We start from the raw sequence: 23424 nt of genomic DNA on the forward strand, positions 1-23424 counted from the left end.
CCGGACGGTCCGTCAGAGCGTCCGGAACCACTCGGCGGTGCGTTCGATGCCCTCCCGCAGCGGCACCGGCACCACCTCGGGGAACAGCTCCCGGAGCCGGCTGTTGTCGGCCTGCGAGTCCCGGACGTCACCGGGCCTGGGCTCGACGTGCTCGGCGGCCAGCGGCAGGCCGAGCACCGAGCCGAGCTCGTCGATCAGCTCCAGCAGGGTGGTCCGGGTGCCGAAGGCCAGGTTCACCGGGTCGGCGTGCACCACCCTCCGGACCACCGCCTCGCTGATCACCTGGGTGACCGTGCCGACGTAGGTGAAGTCCCGGCTCTGGCCGCCGTCCCCGTGCACGGTCAGCGGCCGTCCGGCCAGCGCCGCGTCGAGGAAGGCGGGCAGCACGGCCGCGTACGCGTGCCCGGCGGGCTGCAGCGGGCCGAACACGTTGAAGAACCGCAGCGGCAGCACGCCCAGCCCGTAACAGTGGTGATAGGCCGCCAGGTACGCCTCGGTGGCCAGCTTGCTGACCGCGTACGGGCTCATCGGCGCCGTCCGCATGGTCTCCCGCTTGGGCAGCTCCCGGTTGGCCCCGTAGACCGAGGACGAGGACGCCGCCACCAGGTAGCCGACGCCCGCCCGGCGGGCCGCCTCCAGCACCTCCAGGGTGCCGGTGGCGTTGGCGTGGTGGCTGGCCAGCGGATCTGCCACCGAGCGCGGTACCGAGGGCAGCGCGGCCAGGTGCACCACCGCGTCGGCGCCCGCGAAGGCGGCGTCCAGCAGGGCCGGGTCCAGGATGGTGCCCTCGTGCAGGGTCACGTCCAGACCGGCCAGGTTGGCCTTGCTGCCGGTGCTGAGGTTGTCGACCACGGCCACGTGGTCCACCTCGGGACGGGCCAGCAGGGCCCGGGCGAGGTTGGCCCCGATGAAACCGGCTCCGCCGGTCACGACCACCCGCATGTTCAAGCTCCCCCCACCGTCGGCCCGCGGCCTCCCCGCCTCGGGCGCACTGCGCCGCATGCTATCGGCGCGACCGCCGCCGACGTGCGGATCTGGTGAACTCCGGTGCCGGGAGCAGGGATCGCAGGCTCAGAGCTTGCGCTGGCGGTACATCTCCTCGGCCGCGTCCAGCACCGCCGTCAGGTCGCCGCCCGCGCTGGCGGTGGCCACCGCCGCCACCGCCCCTTCCACGAACGGGGCGTCCGCCAGCCGGACCGGGAACGGCAGACCGTGCTCGTCCGCGTCGGAGAGCAGCGCCCGGACGGTGCCGACCGCGCTGCCCAGGTCGGCCAGCACCGCGACCCCGTGCCCCTGGTCCACCCGGCGGGCCGCCGCGGCGACCAGGACCGCGCTGGTGCCGAGCCCGTCCGCCAGGCTGCCCCCGGTGGCGGCCACGGCCGCCGGGTCCCCGGTGGTGAGCCCGACCGCGAGCGCGGCGACCGCCTCGGCCAGCCGCTGGCTGTGCGAGACCAGCACCACGCCGACCCGCCCGAGCCCGGCCGGCCGGGGGTGCCGCGGAGCCTCGGGTTCCGGCTCGCCGGGGTGTGGCGCGGACGGGGCCTGTGAGATGGGAATCACATCGGCCCGGGGGTCCTCCCGGCGTTCCATGACTGCTCCTCGGGGCCTCTGCGGTACGCGGTCTGACGGGACGTCTTCTGACGGGACGTGGAACAACACTCTCGCAGGCGCACCCGGGCCGCGACCGGATCCGCCCCGGGTGTGTCCGCCTAGCACAGCACGGTCCGCGGGCGGGGCGGAACGACTTATCCGGCCCCGTGCGGAGGAGCGAAAGCCGCAAGTCCGCCCGGGTCGGGACCGGCTGGATACGCTGGGGCCACGTTCGACAGGGAGGAAGAGTCCAGTGGCGGTCGACAGCGGCACCAGCGTGGCGGGCGAGATCGGGACGGCGGTCCAGGGGTTCGGCCCGAAGCCGGAACTGGACCTCACCGGGGCGGAGTGGCTCTCCAGCGACCAGGGCGACGGTGCGGTACAGATCGCCTTCGTCGGCGAGTACATCGCGATGCGCGACGGCCGGGAGCCGGACGGCCCGGTGCTGGTCTTCACCCCGGCCGAGTGGCGGGCCTTCGTGCTGGGCGCGCGGGACGGCGAGTTCGACCCGAGCTGACCGCTACTTCGTCAGCTCGCCGGGCGGGCGTCGACCCCGGAAAGAAATCTGATGGACCGATAGTCGTTGACTGTTCGACAAGTAACGGCCCACAGTTAGAAGCAGACAGACGCCGTGCCCAACGCCCCCACGCGTCCAGGCACGGCGCCTGCTGTGCGGTCCGGGCACAAGTGCCGGACCTCCTCCCGAGGTAGAACCCCGGACGCACCAGGGTGCGCCGTCGCCGGGAGGCGTGGCCTCGACGCCGAGAGCGACTCGGACGCCGGTGCCGGGTTGCCCGGGATCCGCACGCCCCCACGCGGCGGTGTCCCGGGCAGGTTCGCGAGCTGCGACGGGCCGGGGCCCCGCGAACCTGGTCTATGGGTGTTGTGTGTGTACTGCTCTGCCTGACGCTACTCGACGGTCGGTGGACAGCGGAAAGTGCCTGTGCAGGTGACTCGGGTGTCGCACGACGATGTGCATGAGGGAACGCGCACGTGGGCGCGCTGCGACAACACCGCCCCCCGGTGGATCGAGTCCACAGCGGCTGTCGTGCTGAACCGAACGTAGCCCGGACGGTTGCTCAGAGTCAACATTGGTCTCTGAGCGTGGATCTCGCCCGGGGCACCCACCCGCCCCGTGAGCAGGGCGTGACCGCACCGTACGATGGTGTCATGTCATTTCTCCGCCGCCGCTCCGGCTCTCCCGCGGGACCGGACTTCGACGTGCTCGCGATGGACCCGGGCGACTGGCCGGGCGACTTCGGCGCCATGATGATGAGCGGCCCGGACGGCTCCTGTCAGGGCATCTTCCTGCGGTACGACCTGTTCGGCGGCCGCGGCCCCGCGATGTTCATCGGCAACCTGCCCGAGGGATCGCCGGCCCGGGACGCCGAGGACGGCGTGCCGTTCGAGATCCGCCAGCTGCTCACCGCGCTGGAGAACGAGGAGCCGGTCGAGTTCGTCTCGGCCGAGGACTTCCCGGTCATGCTCGGCGACGACCTGCTGATCGTCCGGAAGGTCAAGGTCAGCGAGGAGCGGGTGTTCTGCGCCCAGTTCGGCCGCAGCGACGGCGTCCAGGTCACCATCGCCTCCTGGGACCGGCCGATCGCCGACGACCTCTACCAGTTGCTCAAGCCGCTCCCGGCGGACATGTTCCAGCAGGGCTGATTTCCGGCCAGACCCTGCTTGACGGTACTGATCAACGCTTCGTACAGTCACCAGCATGTCGTGTCGCCGTCTGCTGCTCACGCGCCGCAGCTATCTGGACCTGCGGCGCACCGCGAGCGCGGCGTGTCCGGGCCGCTGAGGGGGAGTCGACTCCTCCGGCGGCCCGCTTCCGGCTGATTCCGGCCGTTCCGCACGAGGTCGCCCTACGGTTCCGCGCGCCACCGCCGGTGCGCCCGCCCGCAGTTCGTCGCGCACCACGCTGCCGCCCGGAGGCACCCGCACATGACCGTCACTGATGGCACCTCACCCGTCGCGGACGCCCTCGCCCGACTGCCCAGGGTGGTCGACCTGCTGGCGGCCCGGGCCGAGGAGCACGACCGGGACGCCACCTTCCCGTACCAGGGCATCGAGGCCGTGCACGAGGCCGGTCTGCTCAACCTGACCATCGGTCAGCGCTACGGCGGCCCCGGCGGCACGCTCGCCGACACCGTCCAGCTGCTCGCCCAACTCGGGCGCGGAGACGCCTCGGTGGCGGTGCTCACCGCCTTCACCCTGCTCCAGCACGCCGAGCAGGCCAGAAACGGCAACTGGCCGGCCGGGGTCTACCGCCGGCTGCTGACCGAATCCCGCCGCGGCCCGGCCCTGGTCAACACGCTGCGCGCGGAGCCGGGCGGCCGGCTGGCCACGGTGGCCCGCTGGGACGGCACCGGCTGGCGGCTGACCGGCCGGAAGACGTTCTGTGCGGGCGCCGAGGCACTGGCCTGGCTGGCGGTCCGGGCCAGGACCGACGAAACGGTTCCGCGGACCGGCCTGTTCCTGGTCCGCGGCGACAGCCCGGGCATCGAACTGGACCCGGTCTGGGACCAGTTGGGCCTGCGGGCGAGCGCCGGGCACGACGTGCTGCTGACCGACGTCGCGGTGCCCGCCGACGCGGTGGTCGGCCTGGCCGGCACCCCGGCCGAGGAGCCGCCCGCCGACCGGCTGGACCGGGCCTGGCGTGAACTCGCCCTCTCCGCCGTGCACCTGGGCGTCGCCCGGGCCGCCCAGGAGTGGCTGGTCCGGTTCCTCGGACAGCGGACTCCGGCCAATCTGACCGAGCCGCTGGCGACCGTGCCCCGCTACCGGACGGCGGTGGCCGAGATCGAAGCCTCGCTGATCGGCGCCGAAGAGCTCCTGTACGGCCTGGCCGCCCGGGTGGACCGCGGCGACCAGGCGGCCGCCGCCCGGTCCGGGGCGGCCCAGCTGCTGATCAACCGCACCGCCACCGCAGCCGTCCAACAGGCCGTCACCCTCACCGGCAACCCCGGCCTCAGCCGCCGCCACCCGCTGGAACGCTACCTCCGCGACGTCCTCAGCGGGCGCACCCACCTGGCGTCGGAAGACGTCATCCTCGACGGGATCGCGCGCACCACCCTGGGCTGACGCACTGCCTCAGCTGTCTACGGTCCAGGGGCTCGGGGAACTGCGACGCCGACCTCGGAAAACGTGATCCATGCGTAGGTGGTCAGGCACTTTGCCCTTTTCGGTCAGCGCGTGCCCACCGCAGTGCGGACCGCCCGGCGGGCGAGCGCTGCGTCGTCGTAGAGCCGGCGGATCATGATGCGCTGCTCCTCGCCCGCGCCCGGCACGTCGTGCAGGCGGATCTCCCGCATCAGTACCAGCACCAGGTTGACCAGGAACGCGTCCCGCGCCACCGTCCCGCCGGACTGGGCGAGTTGGCTGATCTGGCGGCGGGCGGCCGAGTCCCCGGAGAGGACGCTCCAGAGCACCGCCAGGTCGTACCCGGGCAGGTACCAGCCGGCCTGCTCCCAGTCGACCAGGACCGGGCCGGACGGCGCGAGCAGGATGTTGCCGAGCAGCGCGTCGCCGTGGCAGAGCTGGAGCGGGCTGCCGGCCAGGCCGTGCAGCAGGGCCCGCAGGTCGCCCGCGTCCCGGTCGGTGAGCTGGCCGACCGAGTGGAAGCGGGAGATCTCCAGCTGGTAGTCGAGCGGCTTGCCGAACACGTCGGTCGGCGGCCGCCAGAGGTTCAGCGAGCGGATCGAGCCGAGTACGGCGCGCAGCTCGCCGGGGGTCGGCGCGCTCACCGGGTGCCGCTCGCGGGCGGCCTGACGGCCCGGTACCCGCTCCATGACCAGCACGCAGCGGTCGTGGTCGGCGGCCACCAGCCGGGGCAGCCGGACCGGCGGACGGTGCCGGACGAAGGCCCGGTAGACCGAGACCTCGTGGTGGAAGCGTTCGATCAACTGCTCGGCGTGCTCGCTGCGAAGCGCCTGCGGGGCAAGGCACTTGGCGACCACGGGTGCCCGGCCGATGGTGCCGGCGATCAGGATGTGTCGGCTGCCTTCCCGCAGGACCTGGCGGGGAAGGAAGCCAGGGCATATCCGCGCGATGTTGGCGAGCGCGGCCCGTACGGCGGGGGTCTGCAGGGCGGCGGGGTCGAGCCGGTCGGCGGTGGCGGCCTCGAGGGCGCGGCCGCGCTGCATCCGGTCGGTGCCGTTGCGGGCGGCCAGTTGGTCGGCCTGACGGGGGAGCAGGCCGCGTGCGGTGGCCAGCGCCCTCGGGTCGCGGTACGGGGCCGGACCCTGACCGGGGCGACCGCCGGCTGCGGTGGGGGGGCGCAGCGCGGTACGGGTCTGGGTGGGGGTGCCGGTGGTCGCTGAGGAGTACATGGGGTGGTGAGGGTCCCTTCCTGGCCGGCGGCTGGCCTCTGCCGGTGTCTGCTGCGGACTGCCCCGGGTGGCGGAGGTGTGCACCGTCGCGGTGCACCGCCGGGGCGAGGGGTGGAGCGCAGGCGCCGGGCACGGAACTTGACGGGTCGTCACGGCCCGCACCCTGGGGAATGCGTGCCGTGCGCCTGCCTGGCCATGCCCGGCGCCAGTGCGCCACCCTGCCGCGCCACCCCCTCGGATGAGGCCCCGGAAAGTCCGTTGACGGCTGCTCAGGGCAGTCCCTGAGCCGTTTTCGGGCCTTCCGACCCGGAGTCGGGGTGGCGCATCTCTACCTGACACCCGGTCAGCACTGGTGCACCATGTGGCGGACCCTGGCGAAGCGTGGCGAATGGTCGCGCGGCACATGCCAGCGCACTAGGGTCGAGAGCAGCCGAGGATCCTGGGGGCTTCACGTGAGCAAGGGGCCGAACGCCAGATTCGCCGACCTCTTCGCCCTGACCGGTTGGTCGAAGGGCGAGTTGGCGAGGCTGGTGAACCGGCGCGGTGCGGCGATGGGACAGCAGCAGCTGTCCACCGACACCTCGCGGGTACGGCGCTGGATGGAGCAGGGGGAGATCCCCCGCGATCCGGTGCCGAGACTGCTGGCCGCCGTGTTCACCGAGCGGCTCGGCCGTGTCGTCACCACTGAGGACCTCGGTCTGGAACGACACCGGCCCACCAGGTCCGGCAGCACGCCGTCAGCAGAGCCCTGGGAGCCGGATCGGACGGCTGAAGTCCTCACCGAGTTCACGGGAATGGACCTCATGCTCAACCGACGCGGACTGGTGGGCGCGGGCACCGCGCTCGCCGCGGGAACGGTCATCGGCGACAACCTCTACGACTGGATGCGGGGCGCCGACGTGGCGTCGGCGGCCGAACGGCCGGGCCCGCGCAGGATCATCACCCAGGGCGGGCCCCGGCCGGTGGTCGACGTCTACGAGCCGGGCCCGGTGGGCGCGGAGGAAGTGACCGCGCTGGAGCGGTCGGTGGAGGTCTTCCGGGCCTGGGACGCGTCCCGGGGCGGCGGCCTGCAGCGCAAGGCGGTGGTCGGCCAGCTGAACGAGGTCGGCGGGCTGCTCACCCACGACCTGCGGCCCGAGGTGAAGCAGCGGCTCTGGATCGTGGCCGCCAACCTGGCGGTGCTGGCGGGCTGGATGTCGCACGACGTGGGCCTGGAGCCCACCGCGCAGCGGTACTTCGTGATCGCCGCGCAGGCGGCCAAGGAGGCGGACGACCGGCCGCGGGCGGGCGAGGCGATCTCCCGGGCCGCCCGGCAGATGCTCCATCTCGGCCGGGCCGACGACGCGTTGGAGCTGATGCAGCTGGCCCGGGCCAGCAGCGGTGACCGGATGCTGCCGCAGACCAGAGCCATGCTGCACACCGTGGAGGCGTGGGCGCAGGCCGCGCTCGGCCGGGCGGAGGCCACCCGCCGGGTGCTCGGCGAGGCGGAGGAGCTGTTCGTCCAGCACAGCGACCTGGCGGTGCCGACCTGGATGGCCACCTTCAACGAGGCCGAGCTGCACGGGATGCAGGCGCTGGTCTACCGGACGCTGGCGGAGCACGACCCGGGCGCGGCCCGGCTGGCCGAGCAGCACGCGCAGCGCGCGATGGACCTGCGGGCGACCACCGGCCGGGAGCGCTCCAGCCTGCTCGACGAGATCACCCTGGCCTCGGTCTACTGGCTCTCCGGCGAGCCGGAGGGGGCACTGACCCACGCCAAGCTGGCGCTCAACTCGATCGGCCAGACCTCCTCGACCCGGACCTGGGACCGGCTGCGCGAGATGTACCGGCTGTCCAGCCGCTACCAGGGCGTGCCGGCGGTGGCCGAGCTGCGGGCGGAGATCCACGCGGTGCTGCCCGAGCCCCGTCGCGAGGCGTGAGGCCGCGGGCGGTTCAGGCGAGTTGACGGAGTGACATCCGCAGGGCGGTCACCTGGCCGTCCTGGTCGAGCATGGGCTCACCGGTGACCTGGAGGCGGCGCGGTTCGTCGCCGGGCCGTTCGATCGGCACCAGGCCGGATTCGGCCTGCCCGCGCAGCAGGGCGGAGGTGACCACCCGGCGGAGCGTGGGCCGGTCCGCCCGGAGCAGCTGGTCGAGGCTGAGCGGGCCGAGCCGCGGGTCGCGGCCGAGCAGCCGGTAGACCTCGGGCTGCCAGCTGACCTGGTCGGTGCGCAGGTCCCAGACGGCGGTGCTCATCGCTGCCCCTCACGACATATGGGTACGACCCTCCGGCGGTGGACCGACTCTGCCACGAGGGCGCGGCGGCTGTGAGGGGTTCCGGCAAATCCTTCACGGAATTTCCATTGGCATATGCGGCAACAGGGTCGAAGGCCGACCTGATCGGTCCTGTGTGCGTAAGGGGCGCCCAGGCGGTAACCTACGGTGATTCCGGCGCCCGGGCGCCCTTGCAGGAGCCATCAGAACCCCCGGCGACGGAAATCCCGTTGCCACCACGACCGCCGCAACGGATGCTGACGTCATGTTCGAGCCAGTGATAGCGCCCAGTGCCAGCCTCCTCGGCCTCCTCCAGCGAGGCCGTGGTGACGGACAGCTGCATGCGCTCGCGGCCGATCGTCACGAAGCGATCGCCGCTCTGGAGGAGTGCGTCACCAGCGACCCCAGGGCCGACTGGCAGGTCGAGAACCGCTCCCTTTACTACGCCCGCCTCTTCATGGAGCTGGAAGCACCGCTCACCGGGCTCGAACAGCATCTGCACTGCGCGGAGGACGTCCTCGAGCCGGACGACTCCCGGACCGGCCTGGCGCTGGCGGTGCTCGGTCACCTGGCCGCCTACGGCCGCCGGGACGCCCTGGACCTGCTGCGCGGCTACGTCGCGGTCGGCACCAACTGGGCCTGGGCCCTGGACGAGCTGGCCCTGCGCGACGACGACCGCGCGCTGCTCTCGCTGGCCTCCTCGGTGCTCGGCCGCTTCCCGGCCGACCCACAGGGCGACGCCGAGCTCCGGGCCGCGATCAGAGCCGCGTACGAGCCCCGGCCGTGGCGGCTGTGGGCTGCGCACCACCCCCGGATCGCCGCCGCGAGCGAGCAGTCCCCGTTCGATTTGTGGCAGCGGCAGCTGAACCGTGGCGGCATCACCCCCGGCTGGAGCACCACCGACGTGCTCGCCTGGGCCGACCAGGCCGAGCCCGGCAGTTCCACCGAGCGCCGCTCGGCCGCCGCCGCCCGCTGCCTGGCCGCCGTGGTGCGTCCCGAGGACCGGCAGACGGTGCTGGAGGCCGCCCGTACGGGCTCACCCGGCGCCCGGACGGCCGCCCTCCGCTACCTGGTGGACCAGCAGGATCCGGACGCCGCCGAGCTGATCGAGGCCGCCGCCGCCGACATCGACGAAAGGGTCGTCAATGCGGCCCTGTCGGTGCTCGGCCGGATGCGCGGCCCGGCCGCGATGGCCCACGCCCGCCGCTGGGCCGACCCCGCCACCGGCGGTGCCGACAGCGCGCTCGGCGAGGTCGCCGTCCAGTTGCTGGCCGACGCCGGCGACCCGGCCGACGGGCCCCTGGTGGTCGACGGGCTGCGCCAGTGGATCTCGGTCCGCGGCGTGACCGGAGCCGGTCTGGGCACCCTGGTCGACGGTGTGGGGCGGCTGGCCGCCGCCGGAGCCGTCCCCGCCCTGCGCCACGTGTACGGGGAGGCGGCCTCCTCCGAACTGCGCGGCCGGGCCGCCCGCGCGCTGGCCGCCACCGACCCGCACTTCGGGCGCGGGATAGCGGTCGAGTGCCTCTGGGACTGCGAGGAGGCCACCCGCGAGCTGGCCGCCCGCCACGTCACCACCACCGGCGACGTCCGGGTGCTGGAGCGGCTGCGCCGACTGGCCGCCGATCCGGCCGAGGAGGCCGAGGTGCACGCGGTCATCCGCGGGCGCCTGACCGGGCACTGAACAGTGGCTCTTTCGTGCCGCTGAGCGTGAGGCGACTGGCATGATGGACGGGCCCTCCGCCCGTCCGCACCCAGGAGCCTCGCCGCTGATGAACCGTTACCGCTCGCTCGCCCGCGTCGCCACCCCGATAGCCGCCCTGGCCGGGGTGGTGCTGCTCGGCGGTCCCGCCTTCGCGCACACCGGGGTCACCTCCCAGCAGGCCCAGGCCCTCGCGGTGGACGCGGTGCTGTCGTTCAAGGCCGCGGGGGAGTCGGACACCGCCGGGATCGACGAGGTACAGGTGGTGCTGCCGGCCGGGATCGCGCCGGCCGACGTGAGTCTGGTGAAGGCGCCCGAGGGCTGGACGTTCAAGCCGGGGGCCGAGGGCTTCACGGTGGCCGGGCCCGGCCTGGCGCCGGGGAAGAACGCCGAGTACCAGGTGAAGGTGCGTCAGCTGCCGGATGCGCAGCAGGTGGTGTTCAAGACCCTGGTGATGTACACCGACACCCAGGTGGACCGCTGGATCGAGGTCCCGCAGGGCGGCAGTGAGCCGAAGAACCCGGCGCCGGTGCTCAAGCTGGCCAAGGCCGCGCCGGGCGCCGTGGTGCTGGCCGCACCGAGCCCGAGCCCGAGTCCCACCCCGTCGCCGACCCCGACCCCGACCCTGTCGCCTTCGGTGGCAGCTCCCACCGCCGCCAGCGCCGCTCCGGTGCCGGCCGCGAAGTCGGCCGACCAGGGCAACGGCGCGGTCGTCATCGGTGCCGTAGCGGTGCTGCTGGTCGCCGTCGGCGGAGTGATCTGGTGGCGCCGCCGCTCGGCCGACAGCTGAGCGACGGAGCCACCGGGGTCACTTGACCGGCACGCCCGCGTCCGGAGCCAGCACACCTGCCGTCACCAGGCCGATGATCACGATGCCGAGCAGCACCCGGTACACCACGAACGGCATGAAGCTGTGGCTGGAGATGTACTTCAGGAACCAGGCGATGGCGGCGTAGCCGACCACGAAGGCGATCAGGGTCGCCATGATGGTCGGCCCCCAGGCCGGGGCCGGGCCCTCGCCGATCTTGAACAGCTCCAGCACACCGGAGGCCAGTACGGCCGGGATGGCGAGCAGGAAGGAGTACCGGGCCGCCGCCTCCCGGCTGTAGCCGAGCAGCAGGCCCGCGCTGATCGTGCCGCCCGAGCGGGAGACGCCGGGGATCAGCGCCAGTGACTGCGCCAGCCCGTACCCGATGGCATGAGGCAGCGTCAGCTCGCTGATCGGCTTGGCGTGCCGGACCGCCCGGGTGCGGTCGGCGACCGCCAGGATCACGCCGAAGACGATCAGCGTGGTGCCGATCACCCGGAGGTCGCGCAGGGTGGTCTCGATGGTGTCCTGGAAGAGCGCCCCGAAGATGCCGATCGGCAGCGTGCCGAGGATCACGAACCAGCCCAGCCGGGCGTTCGGGTCACTGCGCCGCTCGCGCTTGAAGAGCGCGACCACCCAGGCCGAGACGATCGCCGCGATGTCCTTCCGGAAGTAGATCAGCACGGCCGTCTCGGTACCCAGCTGGGTCACCGCGGTGAAGGCCGCCCCCGGGTCCTGCCAGCCCATCAGGGCCGAGAACACTCGCAGGTGGGCGGAGGAGGAGACCGGGAGGAACTCCGTCAGCCCCTGGACGAGGCCGAGCACGGCGGCGTGGAACCAGTCGATCACCGGGCACCCGCCGCGGTTATCTGGGGGAGGGTGCGCATCAGCTCTGGTCCTCTTCTGTTCACGGAGTCCGGGGCGCGCCGCCCCGCCGTCGCACCGGCACCGCCGGGCTCACAGGGCACCGTCCGGCGCAGCCAGATGATAAGGCTTCAAGATGTACGGCCGCTGCCGAGGGCCCGTACCGAGGACGGCTGATGAACGGTCAGCTCGGTCGCCGACAGGGTGGTCGCGGTGGCGTCGGGCTCGCCGGTGCCGGGATTGCGGGCGTACCGGGGGTGCGGTGCGCCGCCCAGCTGGAGGCGGAGCCGGTGCCCGGCGGCGAAGCGGTGCGCGGTGTGGTCCAGCTCGACCGTGACGGCGGCCGGTCGGCCGCCGGTCGGGGCGAGCCGCAGCACGCCGTCGCAGACGTTGACCGAGCGGCCGCGCGGGTCCACGTCGCAGAGCCGGGTGAACAGGTCCGTGTGCCCGGCGGTGACCAGCAGGTCGACGGCGACCGGGCCGAGCAGCTCGACGGGCTCGGTGAGCGGCCCGGTGCTGAAGGTCAGCACGTCCGGGCGGGCCTCCCGGCGGTTGTTCCGCCGGGGACCGGCCTGCTGGGAGAGCAGCGGGCCGCCGGCCGGGGGCGCCGGGTCGGCCGGGTCGATCCTGACGGTGACCGGCCCCGCCGGCGTCGGCCGCTCGGTGACGAGCCGTCCGTCCGCCAGGTACCAGCGCAGCCCGGTGCCCCCGCCCGGCCAGTCGGCCAGCTCGCGCCAGCCGCCGTCCAGGCTCACCCGGACGGGCTGCGCCCGCAGGCCCGACGGGTCGTCACACAGGTGCGCCCGCAGCCAGGCCAGGCTCTCCCGGAACACCTCGGGCAGGCCGGGGCCGAGCGTGGAGGTGTGCGTCCAGGGCCCGATCAGCAGTGAGCCTGCGCAGCCGGCCGCCCGCAGCCGCTCCCACTGCCGCAGGGTCTGGCCCAGGCAGACGTCCGACCAGCCGGTGACCAGCGCGGTCGGTATGGCGTGCCGCTCGGCGACCGGGCCGAGGTCGCTGCCCGCCCAGTACGGGTCGGCCGGGTCCGGGTGGTCCAGCGCTCCGTCCAGGGCCGCCAGCCGGCCCCCGGTCGCGGCGGGGTACGCGTCGCGCAGCGGCAGGCCCCGGGTGGCGCGGCGCAGGTTGCGCTGCAGGCGTGCGGAGGCGCGCAGCAGTGTGCCGGGGCCGCGGTCGAAGTTCGCCAGGCCGACGGCGGCGACCAGCGCGTTCTCCAGATTGAGGACGCCGCCGGAGTGGAAGAAGGCGTGCGGGTCGTGGATGCCGTTCTGCACCACCATGGCGCGCAGCTCCGGCGGCGGGTCGGCGGCCAGCGCCCACTGGGTGTAGCCGAGGTAGCTCGGGCCGATGGTGCCGAGCCGTCCGTCGAACCACGGCTGTTCGCGCAGCCACTCGACGGTGGCCAGGCCGTCCGCCCGTTCGTGCCGCCAGAGTGCGGCCTCGCCGCCGGAGCCGCCGGTGCCCCGGCAGCTCTGGATCAGCACGTGGAAGCCCTGCTCGGCGAGCGCAAGCCCGTACAGCGGCGCCCAGGGGAAGCCCCGCCCGTACGGCGAGCGGAGCAGGACGGTGGGGAACTCGCCGTCGCCGAGCGGGAGGTAGTGGTCCGTCAGCAGCCGGGCGCCGTCGGCGGCGGGCACCGGCAGGGCGGGGTGGTGACCGACCCGGTACCGGCGGGGCGGCAGCCCGCGCAGGGTGCGGCGGAGCAGGCGGGCGGTGCGGGGCGGGCGCTGGTGGGTGGTGGTCGTCGGCATGGCGGCCTCCTGGAGTGTTTCCGTACTTAGTACGAGAATAGCGAGTGCTTGGATGGAAGTCAGTACCCGGAGGAGAGGAGTGCCCGTGCACGGTGAGGTGGACCCGGAACGGCTCTGGCTGACGGCGGATCAGCCCCGGACGGGGCGGCGCCCCCGGCACAGCCGGGCCGAGATCACCGCCGAGGCGGTGGCCCTGGCCGACGCGGAGGGCCTGGCGGCCGTCACCATGCGGGCCGTCGCGGCCCGGCTCGGGGTCGGCACCATGTCGCTCTACACCTACGTCCCGGACAAGGACACCCTGCTGGAGCTGATGATCGACCAGGCCGGCGGCGACCTGGCCCTGCCGCCCGTCACCGGCGACTGGCGCGCCGACCTGCACGCCCTGGCCCGGGCCCAGCGCACCCTGATGCACCGTCACCCCTGGCTGCCCGCCGCCTACCCGCTGCGCCGCACCATCGGGCCCGGCACGCTGGCCGCCCTGGAGCACGCCCTCGCGGCCCTGGCCCCCACCGGGCTGCCCGGCGCCGCCCGGCTGGAGGTCTTCGCCCTGCTCACCGGCTTCGTGGCCAGCCACGTCGGGTACGAGGTGGCCCAGCGCGAGGCACTGGAACGCTCCACCCGGAGCGCCGCCGACCTCGGCGCGGCCCAGCTCCGCTACCTCACCGCGATGGCGGCGAGCGGCCGCTACCCCCAACTCGCCGCCACCCTGGCCGAACCGCCCGCGCCCGCCGACCCGGAGGCCACCTTCGAACGGCTGCTGGGAAGGCTGATCAACGGGTTGTCGCCATGAGCACGGCATATGGCATCATCCCGGGATGATCACTGCAGCGAACTCCGGTACCTGGACCCTCGGCGACCTGACCGTCAACCGGATCGGCTTCGGTGCGATGCGGCTCACCGGCAGCGCCGCCTTCGACCTCGGCGCCCCCAGCAACCGCGACCGCTCGATCGCGGTGCTCCGGCAGGCCGTCGAACTCGGCGTCAACCACATCGACACCGCCGCCTTCTACTTCTCCTCGCTGCGCTCCGCCAACGAGCTGATCAACCGGGCGCTCGCCCCGTACGACGACGAGCTGGTGATCACCACCAAGGTCGGCCCCGGGCGCGACCCGTCCGGCGACTGGCTGGACTGGGCCCGGCCCGACCAGCTGCGCGGCCAGGTCGAGGAGAACCTGCGTCAGCTCGGCCGCGACCACCTCGACGTGGTCAACCTGCGGATGTACGGGCGCGACTCGCTCGCCGAGCACTTCGGTGTGCTGGCCGGGCTGCGCGAGGCGGGGATGATCCGGCACCTCGGCCTCTCCAACGCGGACGCCGCGCAGCTGGCCGAGGCCCGGTCGATCGCGCCGGTGGTCTGCGTGCAGAACCGCTTCGGCCTCGGCGCCACCGACGCCCAGCAGGCGGTGCTGCGCACCTGCGGCGAGCAGGGCGTGGCCTTCGTCCCGTTCTTCGCGATCGCGGGCGAGGGCAAGGAGAGCGGCGCGGGCGGCACCGACAGTCCCGCGGTGCTCGCGGTGGCCGAGGCGCACGGCGCCTCCCCGGCCCAGATCCGGCTGGCCTGGACGCTGGCCCAGGGCCCGCACGTGCTGGCCATCCCCGGCACCGGCAACCCCGACCACCTGGTGGAGAACATCGCGGCCGGCGCCCTGCGGCTGTCCGCCGCCGAGCTGGCCGCCCTCGACGCTCCGGACCCGCGCCGATGACCACCTCCGCAGCGGAGCTGGCGCTCCGTCACATCACGGCCCGGGCCACCGGCGGGCCGCTGGCCCCCGGCCTGCGGGTCACGCTGAACTTCCACCCGGACCGGGGCCTGCCGGACGGCCGCCCGATCCTGCGCGCGCTGGCCGAGGACGGCGTCTACCACTCGCAGTTCGTCACCGGCACCAGCAACGGTGGCCTGACCGCCCACCCCGGCGGTGACCGCTGGCACTGGGAGAGCCGGATCTTCGGCGGCGCGTACGACGCCGCAGCCGCCGAACAGCGCCCGGTGTACGGCGCGCTGAACTTCCGTCAGCGGCCGGACGGGGCCGCCCCGCGATTCGGCTCCGCGCACTTCCGGCTGACCGCCGGGACGCTCGCCCGGACCACCTTCTGCTACCCCGACAGCTTCCTGGAGCCCGCCGACTTCGGCACCGCCACCCGGATGTCCCTGCTCGAACTGGCCGAGGCCGACGAGCAGGACCTCCTGGACGACTACGTCGAGGCTCATGTGCACGGCGGGGTCCGGCTGGACCACGACGTCGAGGCGCTGGTGCTGGACCCGAGCTTCCGGGGCACCGCCGTCGAGGCCGACGCCGCCCGGCTGCCCTGCCCGGTCGAGTGGCACCCGGGCCACCGGCTCATGGTGGCCGAGCTGCGCCGCCACCCCGGCTACCGGGGCCCCGAGTACGTCGAGCTGGGTGCCGTGATCGCCGAGGACGGGTGGCTCGACCCCCGCGTGCTCGGGGTGGCGGTGGCCGGTGGGGAGCACGACCCGCAGGACCTGAAGCGGGTCTGGCACTACCTGGCCCGGTTCGGTACGGCCGGCTGAAAAGGACGCGCATTCGCGGGCGGCGGTCGGTAGCCTGCGCGGCATGGACCTCGACGCACTGCCCACGATGGAGTTCGCCTTCCCCGGACCGCTGCGCGACCAGCTGGTCGCGGCGGTCCTGTCCGGCGCCAAAACCACCACCACCGCGTTGGTGGCCGGCTACGAGTACGACGGCGAGCCGCTGCCCGAGGCCGGCCGACGGTCCGCGGTGATCGACTCCGCGGGCCGCCGGGTGGCGGCGATCGAGCTCACCGAGGTCCGGGTGCTCCGGCTCGCCGACGTCGACCTCCGGCACGCCCTGGACGAGGGCGAGGGCGACGAGTCGGTGGCCCAGTGGCGGGCCGGGCACGAGGAGTTCTGGCACAGCCCGGAGATCCGCGCGGAGCTCGGCCCCGACTTCACGGTCGACGACGACACCCTGCTGGTGACCCAGCGCTTCCGGCTGCTGCAGGTGGCCTGAGCCGTGTCCTCCGGCCGTGCCCTGCGACCCGGGCCGGTGAGATCATTTGTATGAGAACCCTGGAAGGGGGCGCAATGTCCGCGATCAAGGAATCCGTTGACATCGACCGCCGTCCCGAGGAGGTCTACTCGTACGTCACCGACTTCTCCCACCTGCCGGAGTGGCAGGAGAGCGCGGTGTCCGCCCGCAAGGTCGACGACACCCCGTTCGGCGTGGGCAGCAAGGTGGAGGTGCTGCGCCGGATCGGCCGGCGCGAGTTCCCGATGACCATGGAGGTCACCGAGTTCGACCCGCCGAGAAGCTGGCACCTGCACGGCATCGACGGCCCCGTCCGAGGAGAGCTCCAGGGCACGATCGAGCCCCTCGACGACGGCCGGGGGTCGCGCCTGACCCTGAATCTCGACTTCGAGGCGCACGGCCTGGGCAAGGTGCTCGTACCGCTGGTCGTCCGCCCGCACGCCCGCAAGGAGATGCCGAGGAACGAGCAGACCCTCAAGACCCTGCTGGAGCACGGTTCCTAGCTGTTGGTACGGTGGCGCTCCACCTCACCGTGACGTGCCCGATGGAGAACCCGTGCCCTTGATCGCCGCAGTCGCCGGCCGTACCCCGAAGGTCGACCCGAGCGCGTTCGTCGCGCCGAATGCCGTGGTGGTCGGATCGGTCACCCTCGGCCCGGGCGTGAGCATCTGGTACGGAGCTGTCCTGCGGGGCGACGCCGAGTCGATCACGGTCGGCGCGGACACCAACATCCAGGACAACTGCACCCTGCACGCCGACCTGGGCTACCCGGCCGTGCTCGGCGAGCGGATCTCGGTCGGCCACAACGCGGTGCTGCACGGCTGCACGGTGGAGGACGACGTACTCGTCGGGATGAGCGCCACCGTGCTCAACGGCGCCCGGATCGGCGCCGGTTCGCTGATCGCGGCGGGCGCGGTGGTCCCGCAGGGCATGCAGGTCCCGCCCGGCTCGCTGGTGGCCGGAGTGCCCGCCAAGGTCAAGCGCGAACTCACCGAGGACGAACGCTCCGGCATCAAGGCCAACGGCCAGGGGTACCTGTTGCTCGCCCAGGCGCACGCCACCGAGCTCGGCTAGAGCCGAGAGCGTCAGATCCGTGCCGTGATCCCGCAGTCGGTGGACCAGGCACGGTCGAACGGTGCATCGTCCGCGCTTGCCGGGCTACTTCACCTGGCGGCCGTCCTCATCTGGACCCGCACCGCACAAGCGTGCCAGTCGCAGCCGTAGGGCTGACTGAGCGGATGAGATGCGAGGTGCACGGGGCCAATCGAGTCTGCCGTTAGGCCAAATTCGTCGTACTTCAGCTGCCCTTGAGTGTGCCGCAGGAAGGCACGCCCGGGTGCCGTGGAACCCTTCCCACACTGACGCCCTGTGTGAAGAAGGCATAAAAAGAATGAACCTTAATAGGCGGGCCGTTTTGGTAACCCTCGCAACGGGTGTTGCGGTCTCAGTGAGTCTGTCGCCGATCGCTCAGTCCTCAACCCGCAGCGTAGGGGGTGACGTGACCTCGCGTATCGGCCAGAAGGTGCGGGCCGAACCGACGACGAAGTCGAAGGAAATCGGCCAGTACGCCACCGGGGCGAAGGTCCGGCTCGCCTGCAAGGTCCACGGCGAAAACGTGAACGGCAACGACCTGTGGTACCGGCTCGCCAACCGGGACGGGTGGATGAGCGCGAGGTTCGTACGGAACTCCGCTCCGGTGGCCTTCTGCAGCGATACCGGTGCGGCTGGTGCAGCCGGGGTGGCTGGTGCGCAAGGCCCGAAGGGCGATGCCGGTCCGGTGTGGGATCCGACGAAGGCTACTCCGGAGGAGCTTGCCAAGGTCAAGGGCGACAAGGGCGACGCTGGTGCTCAAGGCCCGAAGGGTGATGCTGGTCCGGTGTGGGATCCGACGAAGGCTACTCCGGAGGAGCTTGCCAAGGTCAAGGGCGACAAGGGCGACGCCGGTGCGGCTGGTGCTCAGGGTCCGAAGGGTGACGCCGGTGCGGCTGGTGCTCAGGGCCCGAAGGGTGATGCCGGTGCGGCTGGTGTTCAGGGGGCGAAGGGTGATGCTGGTCCGGTGTGGGATCCGACGAAGGCTACTCCGGAGGAGCTTGCCAAGGTCAAGGGCGACAAGGGCGACGCCGGTGCGGCTGGTGCTCAGGGTCCGAAGGGTGACAAGGGCGAGCCAGGCGTTGAAGGGACGGTGGGCCCCCAGGGCCCGAAGGGTGACAAGGGCGATAAGGGCGACGCCGGTGCCGCTGGTGCGGCGGGCACTCAGGGCCTGAAGGGCGACAAGGGCGATAAGGGCGACGCCGGTGCCGCTGGTGCGGCGGGCACTCAGGGCCTGAAGGGCGACAAGGGCGATACCGGAGCCGCAGGTGCGGCCGGTGCCCAGGGTTCCAAGGGTGACAAGGGCGACGCCGGTGCGGCTGGCGCGCCCAAGGCCGCCTCGTACGTCAGGGCTTCAGGCACTGTCCCCGGCAACCAGGAGATCAACCTCGATGCCTCCTGCTCGACGGGTGAGACGCTCACTGGTGGCGGTGCCGAGCAGGATGGCACCACCGTGCGGATCATGAAGTCGTTCCCGAGGAATGGCTCCACATGGCGCGCTACCTTCCGCAACGACTCCAGCGGGTCTGTCTCGGTGTACACCTACGCCATGTGCCTTCCCCTCTCCTAGAGCCTGCCTCCTCGATGGGTTGTCTGCGCTGGTCCGACCGGCGGCAGGGACCTTGTGCGGGATCAGGGGCGGTCCGTGTGACCGCCTCTGATGACCCGCCAGTTTCGGGTTCCGCCCGATCGGTCTCCGGCCGGGTGGAACCCGACGTCATGCCAGAGAGCCCGGGGCCGTCTCTTGCATCGGGGCGGCCCCCTCTCGTCCGCCCCGCCGGTTGCCTGCTTCACACGTCGCGGCGCCGGATCACCAGCAGCGCGAGGGCGAGTGTGACGAGCGGCCAGAGCGCGAACACGGCCCAGGACTCCGTGACGGTGGCGATGTGGATCGAATCGCCGGGGAGCTGACCCCAGGTCTGGACGAGCCGGCGCCAGGCGCTGACCACCATCAGCTGGTTGACGTCGGCGGACCACTGCTTGGACACCGGGAAGAGCATCGGCAGGACCAGCAGGCCGAAGCAGGTGCCGAGGACGGCCGCCGCGCCGTGCCGGATCAGCGCGCCGAGGCCCAGGCCGGTCAGCGCGCAGACCGGGGCCACCAGGGCGCAGGCCGCCATCGCCCGCAGCACCCCGGGGTGGGTGATCGGCACCCCGGCGTCCGATCCGCTCAGGATCGCCTGCGAGAGCAGGAAGGCGGCCGGCGAGACGACCGCCCCGAGCACGCCCCAGACCGCGCTGAGCAGCACCGCCTTGGCCAGCAGTACCGAGCGGCGGGCCGGGACGGCCACCGTGGTGGTGCGGATCAGCCCGCTGCCGTACTCGGCGGCGACGGTGACCGCGCCGATGCTGCCGGCCACCAGCATCAGCGTGACGTAACCGGCGGGCGGGAAGGCGTCGAAGCACAGGAAGCCCTGGTAGTTCCGGGACTCCGGGGTGGTGCCCGCCAGGTTCTGACGGTCCGCCAGGGCGGCGGTCACCGCCGAACCGAGGATGAACAGGGTGGTCAGGGCGAGCGTCCACCAGGTGGAGCGGAGCGAGCGCATCTTGATCCACTCTGCGGCGACCAGATCGCCGAAGCGGGCGGCGGGCGGGGCGGGGGCGAGCGTGGTCATCGGGTTCGTCCTGCCTGGTGGTCGATCCGGTCGGCGGTCAGTTCCATGAACGCCTGCTCCAAGGAGGCGGTCCGGGTGGTCAGTTCGTGCAGCGCGATCCGGCGGTCCAGGGCGAGCGCCCCGATCCGGGCGGCCGGAAGCCCGGTCACGGCGAGCTGCTCGGGACCGACGGGCTCCACCGAGGCGCCCGCCACGGTCAGCACGGCGGCCAGTTCGGCGGTCTGCGGGGTGCCCACCAGGACGCTGAGCCGGGCGCTGCGGGCGGCAAAGGCCCGGAGCGGCTCGGCGGCGATCAGCCGGCCCTGACCGATCACCACCAGGTCGTCGGCGGTCTGCTCCATCTCGGTCATCAGGTGGCTGGAGAGGAAGACCGTACGGCCCTCGGCGGCCAGCCGGCGGAACAGGTGGCGCACCCAGAGCACGCCCTCCGGGTCCATGCCGTTCACCGGCTCGTCGAACATCAGCACCGGCGGGTCGCCGAGCAGCGCGGCCGCGATGCCCAGCCGCTGCTTCATGCCGAGCGAGAACCCGCCGATCCGCCGCCCGGCCACCTCGGCCAGGCCGACCTCCGCGAGCACCTCGTCCACCCGCCGCAGCGGGATGCCGTTGCTGCGGGCGAGTGCGGACAGGTGGGCGGCGGCGCTGAGTCCGCCGTGGACGTGGCCGGCGTCGAGCAGCGCGCCGACGTGGTGCAGTCCGCGCCGGTGCTGCCGGAAGGGGACGCCGCTGACGGTGGCGCTGCCTCCGGTGGGTGCGTCCAGGCCGAGGATCATCCGCAGCGTGGTGGTCTTCCCGGCGCCGTTGGGGCCCAGGAAGCCGGTGACCCGGCCGGGCCTGACGGTGAATGAGAGGCCGTGGACGGCCGTCTTGCGGCCGTAGGTCTTGGTGAGTTCGTTGACTTCGATCACGGGAGCAACACTGCCGCCGAGCCCCCGGAGCGGGCATCGGCCCGCGGGCGGCAACCGTCCGGGCAGGTCAGCCCGGGGGCGTACGCCCGTGGGCCAATGTCCGGCGGGTGGTGGACGGCTAGGGTCGCCGCATGACGAAGACGAGGCCGATGGCCTGGGGCGGGGCCCTGCTGTACCCCCTGGTACTGCTGCTGTTGGTGGGCGGCGCGTTCCGCTCCCCGAACCTGTACGGGCTGGGGGCCCTGCTCGCGGGCGGCCTGCTGATCGGGGTGCTGCGCCGATCCCCGGTGTGGGCGCTGGTGTTGACCCTGCTCGGTGCGGTCTCGATGGTGGCGGTGGGCGGCCCGGCGGAGAGCCCGGGCCGGTTCCTGCCGTTCCTGACGGCCGATCTGGTCCTGGGCTACCTCGTCGCCGACCGGTCCCGGCGGGTCTCGGTCACCGCCGCCGTGCTGTCCTCGCTGGTGCAGGTCGTCACCGCCTTCGCCTTCATGTCAGGGGCCGACCACCAGCTCGCCGTCGCGATGATTGCCGTGCTGCTGCTCGGGACCTGCTGCCTGGGCGGCCTGCTGTTCCGGGAGCGTCGCGAGCACTCGGTGGCGCTGCGCACGCAGGCGGTGGCCGAGGCGGTGACCGCCGAACGCCTGCGGATCGCCCGGGAGTTGCACGACATGGTGGCGCACAGCATCGGGATCATCGCGATCCAGGCCGGGGTCGGCAGCCGGGTCATCGAGACCCAGCCCGCCGAGGCCAGGGAGGCGCTGCGGGCGATCGAGGCGACCAGCCGGGAGACCCTGTCGGGGCTGCGCCGCACACTGGTGGCGCTCCGTCAGGCCGACCCGCAGAGCGGAGCGGGGGCGCCGCTCGGCCCCGCCCCGGGCCTCGCCGACCTGGAACGGCTGGCGGTGGCGACCACGGACGCCGGGGTCCTGGTCGAGCTCCGGTGGGCCGGTGAGCGGCGTCAACTCCCCGGTGACATCGACCTTTCGGCCTACCGGATCGTGCAGGAGGCGCTGACCAACGTGGTCCGCCACGCGGGCACCGGGCACTGCCGGGTGACCGTCGACTACGGAGCGGAGGAGCTGTCCGTGGAGGTGCTCGACGAGGGGCGCGGGGTGCCGGGCACGGCGGGCTCCGGCTTCGGGATCACCGGGATGCGGGAGCGGGTCAGCCTGCTGCACGGCCGCTTCAGCGCCGAGCCGCGCCCCGAGGGCGGCTTCCGGGTGGCGGCCCGACTGCCGCTGCCCGAGCCGGTCGTGGCCCGGGCGGGGTCCCGATGAGCATCCGGGTGGTGCTCGCCGACGACCAGCCGCTGGTCCGCTCCGGCCTGCGGGTGATCATGGCCGACCACTCCGACCTCGAGGTGATCGGCGAGGCCGGGACGGGCGCCGAGGCGGTCCGGCTGGCCCGGGAGCTGGTCCCCGACGTGGTGCTGATGGACATTCGGATGCCCGGCACGGACGGCATCGAGGCCACCCGCCAGATCGTCTCGGCGGGCGGCCCGACCCGGATCCTGATGCTGACCACCTTCGACGAGGACGACCACGTCTACGGCGCACTGCGGGCCGGCGCGAGCGGATTCGTGGTCAAGGACATGGCGGTGGACGACATCCTCGGGGCGATCCGGGTGGTCGCCGCCGGTGACGCCCTGATCGCCCCGGGCGTCACCCGCCGCCTGATCGCCGACTTCCTCGGCGGGCCCGGTCCTGCCGCCGGGCGCGCCCCGCAGCCGGTCGAGGGCATCACCGAGCGCGAACGGGAGGTCCTCACCCTGGTCGGCCGGGGCCGCTCGAACACCGAGATCGCGGAGGAGCTGTACATCTCGGTGGCCACCGCCAAGTCCCACGTGGCCCGCCTGTTCAGCAAACTGGGCGCCCGGGACCGGGTCCAACTCGTCATCACCGCCTACGAGATGGGCCTGGCCGGCGCGTCACGCTGAGCGGCTGGACAGGCCAGGCCCGGGGTCAGCCCATGAGCAGCGCGGCGAGCTCGTGGACCCGGGCGACGGTGATGCCCTCGCGCTGCTCGACGGCGAGGGGATGGTCGGTGGGTTCGAGTTTGATCAGCGGGCGGGTGCCGACAGCGCGGGTGTGCACGTGGGTCTTGAGCAGGAGGGTGCTCTCGGGGTAGACCGGCAGTTCGGTGGAGAGCCAGCCGAAGTACGCGGGCTCCTGCTCCCGCTCCGGGTCCTCCCAGAGGTCGTGCATCCGGGCGAAGTTGGGTTCACTCAGGGAGACCCAGACGCCCCAGGAGAACATCTCCTCGCTGTCGCGAACCGGTATCTCGATCAGGCCGTGAACGTAGAAGTGCTGCCCCTTGATCATGCACTGGTCCGCCGTGAGCTCGCTGTCTCGCCGGAGGGCGTACCGCCGCTTCCAGCCCACCGGCGCCGGGGAGCCGTACGAGAACGGGGGCCCGTCCAGGTTCTCGGCGCAGCAGGAGCAGGTGTGGTGCTGATCAGCAGACATGGTGCCGAGCCTATGCGCCGCCGAA

24 protein-coding genes are annotated in these 23424 nt (G+C 72.9%); 15 read left to right on the top strand and 9 right to left on the bottom strand.

The genetic code is table 11. From position 1 onward, the window contains the following. Positions 1-12: 12 nt before the first annotated feature. Positions 13-942, bottom strand: coding sequence for an NAD-dependent epimerase/dehydratase family protein (locus F4556_RS31590; RefSeq protein WP_184922222.1), 930 nt, complete (start codon positions 940-942; stop codon positions 13-15). A gap of 129 nt (positions 943-1071) precedes the next feature. Beyond that, entirely contained in the window at positions 1072-1590 is a 519-nt protein-coding gene (locus tag F4556_RS31595; protein WP_184922224.1) for a PTS sugar transporter subunit IIA domain-containing protein, read from the bottom strand. Positions 1591-1867: 277 nt separating this feature from the next. Here F4556_RS31595 and F4556_RS38660 point away from each other — a divergent pair, with 277 nt between their 5' ends. The 3 genes from F4556_RS38660 (at position 1868) to F4556_RS31610 (ending at position 4677) form a co-directional block, all read left to right on the top strand. Continuing rightward, complete coding sequence (locus F4556_RS38660; RefSeq protein ID WP_184925497.1) at positions 1868-2107, top strand: DUF397 domain-containing protein; 240 nt, start codon at positions 1868-1870, stop codon at positions 2105-2107. A 653-nt stretch (positions 2108-2760) separates the two neighbouring features. Then, positions 2761-3255 carry a hypothetical protein gene (locus tag F4556_RS31605; protein WP_184922226.1) on the top strand — a complete coding sequence of 165 codons (495 nt, stop codon included), beginning with the start codon at positions 2761-2763 and terminating at the stop codon, positions 3253-3255. A gap of 282 nt (positions 3256-3537) precedes the next feature. Then, on the top strand, positions 3538-4677 hold the full coding sequence (locus F4556_RS31610) for an acyl-CoA dehydrogenase family protein (protein WP_184922228.1): 1140 nt from the start codon (positions 3538-3540) through the stop codon (positions 4675-4677). Between the two features lie 104 nt (positions 4678-4781). On the opposite strand, the gene F4556_RS31615 is transcribed toward F4556_RS31610, so the two are convergent. Next, positions 4782-5924 carry an aminoglycoside phosphotransferase family protein gene (locus F4556_RS31615; protein WP_184922230.1) on the bottom strand — a complete coding sequence of 381 codons (1143 nt, stop codon included), beginning with the start codon at positions 5922-5924 and terminating at the stop codon, positions 4782-4784. A gap of 452 nt (positions 5925-6376) precedes the next feature. On the opposite strand from F4556_RS31615, the gene F4556_RS31620 reads away from it, so the two are divergent. Continuing rightward, the gene (locus F4556_RS31620) at positions 6377-7843 is read left to right on the top strand and encodes a DNA-binding protein NsdB (RefSeq protein ID WP_184922232.1); all 1467 of its coding nucleotides are present in this window, start codon (positions 6377-6379) and stop codon (positions 7841-7843) included. Between the two features lie 13 nt (positions 7844-7856). On the opposite strand, the gene F4556_RS31625 is transcribed toward F4556_RS31620, so the two are convergent. Beyond that, positions 7857-8159: a PAS domain-containing protein gene (locus F4556_RS31625; RefSeq protein ID WP_184922234.1), complete on the bottom strand. Its 303-nt coding sequence runs from the start codon at positions 8157-8159 to the stop codon at positions 7857-7859. 283 nt (positions 8160-8442) lie between these two features. Here F4556_RS31625 and F4556_RS31630 point away from each other — a divergent pair, with 283 nt between their 5' ends. Together F4556_RS31630 and F4556_RS31635 are read left to right on the top strand one after the other, a co-directional pair. Then, a complete protein-coding gene (locus F4556_RS31630; RefSeq protein ID WP_184922236.1) occupies positions 8443-9858 on the top strand; it encodes a HEAT repeat domain-containing protein in 1416 nt (471 codons plus the stop codon). An 88-nt stretch (positions 9859-9946) separates the two neighbouring features. Then, a complete protein-coding gene (locus tag F4556_RS31635; RefSeq protein ID WP_184922238.1) occupies positions 9947-10666 on the top strand; it encodes a DUF1775 domain-containing protein in 720 nt (239 codons plus the stop codon). Positions 10667-10684: 18 nt separating this feature from the next. On the opposite strand, the gene F4556_RS31640 is transcribed toward F4556_RS31635, so the two are convergent. Both F4556_RS31640 and F4556_RS31645 read right to left on the bottom strand, forming a co-directional pair. Then, positions 10685-11530 carry an undecaprenyl-diphosphate phosphatase gene (locus F4556_RS31640; RefSeq protein ID WP_184925500.1) on the bottom strand — a complete coding sequence of 282 codons (846 nt, stop codon included), beginning with the start codon at positions 11528-11530 and terminating at the stop codon, positions 10685-10687. A 149-nt stretch (positions 11531-11679) separates the two neighbouring features. After that, positions 11680-13314 (bottom strand): CocE/NonD family hydrolase, encoded by a 1635-nt coding sequence (locus tag F4556_RS31645; RefSeq protein WP_184922247.1) that lies wholly within the window; start codon positions 13312-13314, stop codon positions 11680-11682. 52 nt (positions 13315-13366) lie between these two features. Here F4556_RS31645 and F4556_RS31650 point away from each other — a divergent pair, with 52 nt between their 5' ends. The 7 genes from F4556_RS31650 (at position 13367) to F4556_RS31680 (ending at position 18981) form a co-directional block, all read left to right on the top strand. Then, entirely contained in the window at positions 13367-14104 is a 738-nt protein-coding gene (locus F4556_RS31650; protein WP_184922249.1) for a TetR/AcrR family transcriptional regulator, read from the top strand. A 25-nt stretch (positions 14105-14129) separates the two neighbouring features. Then, on the top strand, positions 14130-15017 hold the full coding sequence (locus F4556_RS31655; protein WP_184922259.1) for an aldo/keto reductase: 888 nt from the start codon (positions 14130-14132) through the stop codon (positions 15015-15017). After that, positions 15014-15844 (top strand): DUF3626 domain-containing protein, encoded by an 831-nt coding sequence (locus tag F4556_RS31660; protein ID WP_184922276.1) that lies wholly within the window; start codon positions 15014-15016, stop codon positions 15842-15844. The genes F4556_RS31655 and F4556_RS31660 overlap by 4 nt, the downstream gene beginning before the upstream one ends. A gap of 43 nt (positions 15845-15887) precedes the next feature. Beyond that, on the top strand, positions 15888-16304 hold the full coding sequence (locus tag F4556_RS31665; RefSeq protein WP_184922278.1) for an ASCH domain-containing protein: 417 nt from the start codon (positions 15888-15890) through the stop codon (positions 16302-16304). A gap of 74 nt (positions 16305-16378) precedes the next feature. Then, positions 16379-16825 (top strand): SRPBCC family protein, encoded by a 447-nt coding sequence (locus tag F4556_RS31670; RefSeq protein ID WP_184922280.1) that lies wholly within the window; start codon positions 16379-16381, stop codon positions 16823-16825. Between the two features lie 58 nt (positions 16826-16883). Beyond that, positions 16884-17396: a gamma carbonic anhydrase family protein gene (locus F4556_RS31675; RefSeq protein ID WP_184925503.1), complete on the top strand. Its 513-nt coding sequence runs from the start codon at positions 16884-16886 to the stop codon at positions 17394-17396. 424 nt (positions 17397-17820) lie between these two features. Further along, positions 17821-18981 (top strand): SH3 domain-containing protein, encoded by a 1161-nt coding sequence (locus F4556_RS31680; RefSeq protein ID WP_221503744.1) that lies wholly within the window; start codon positions 17821-17823, stop codon positions 18979-18981. A gap of 220 nt (positions 18982-19201) precedes the next feature. On the opposite strand, the gene F4556_RS31685 is transcribed toward F4556_RS31680, so the two are convergent. After that, the gene (locus tag F4556_RS31685; protein ID WP_184922284.1) at positions 19202-20026 is read right to left on the bottom strand and encodes an ABC transporter permease subunit; all 825 of its coding nucleotides are present in this window, start codon (positions 20024-20026) and stop codon (positions 19202-19204) included. After that, positions 20023-20934, bottom strand: coding sequence for an ATP-binding cassette domain-containing protein (locus F4556_RS31690; RefSeq protein WP_184922292.1), 912 nt, complete (start codon positions 20932-20934; stop codon positions 20023-20025). The genes F4556_RS31685 and F4556_RS31690 overlap by 4 nt, the downstream gene beginning before the upstream one ends. Positions 20935-21065: 131 nt before the next feature. Between F4556_RS31690 and F4556_RS31695 the strand changes: the two genes are divergently transcribed. Together F4556_RS31695 and F4556_RS31700 are read left to right on the top strand one after the other, a co-directional pair. Then, positions 21066-22211, top strand: a complete 1146-nt coding sequence (locus tag F4556_RS31695; protein ID WP_184922294.1) for a sensor histidine kinase — start codon at positions 21066-21068, stop codon at positions 22209-22211. Beyond that, entirely contained in the window at positions 22208-22870 is a 663-nt protein-coding gene (locus F4556_RS31700; RefSeq protein ID WP_184922296.1) for a response regulator, read from the top strand. The genes F4556_RS31695 and F4556_RS31700 overlap by 4 nt, the downstream gene beginning before the upstream one ends. Positions 22871-22895: 25 nt before the next feature. On the opposite strand, the gene F4556_RS31705 is transcribed toward F4556_RS31700, so the two are convergent. Further along, positions 22896-23399: a DUF2199 domain-containing protein gene (locus tag F4556_RS31705; RefSeq protein ID WP_184922298.1), complete on the bottom strand. Its 504-nt coding sequence runs from the start codon at positions 23397-23399 to the stop codon at positions 22896-22898. Between the last annotated feature and the right edge of the window lie 25 nt (positions 23400-23424).

Source organism: Kitasatospora gansuensis (assembly GCF_014203705.1).
Classification (GTDB): Bacteria; Actinomycetota; Actinomycetes; order Streptomycetales; family Streptomycetaceae; genus Kitasatospora; species Kitasatospora gansuensis.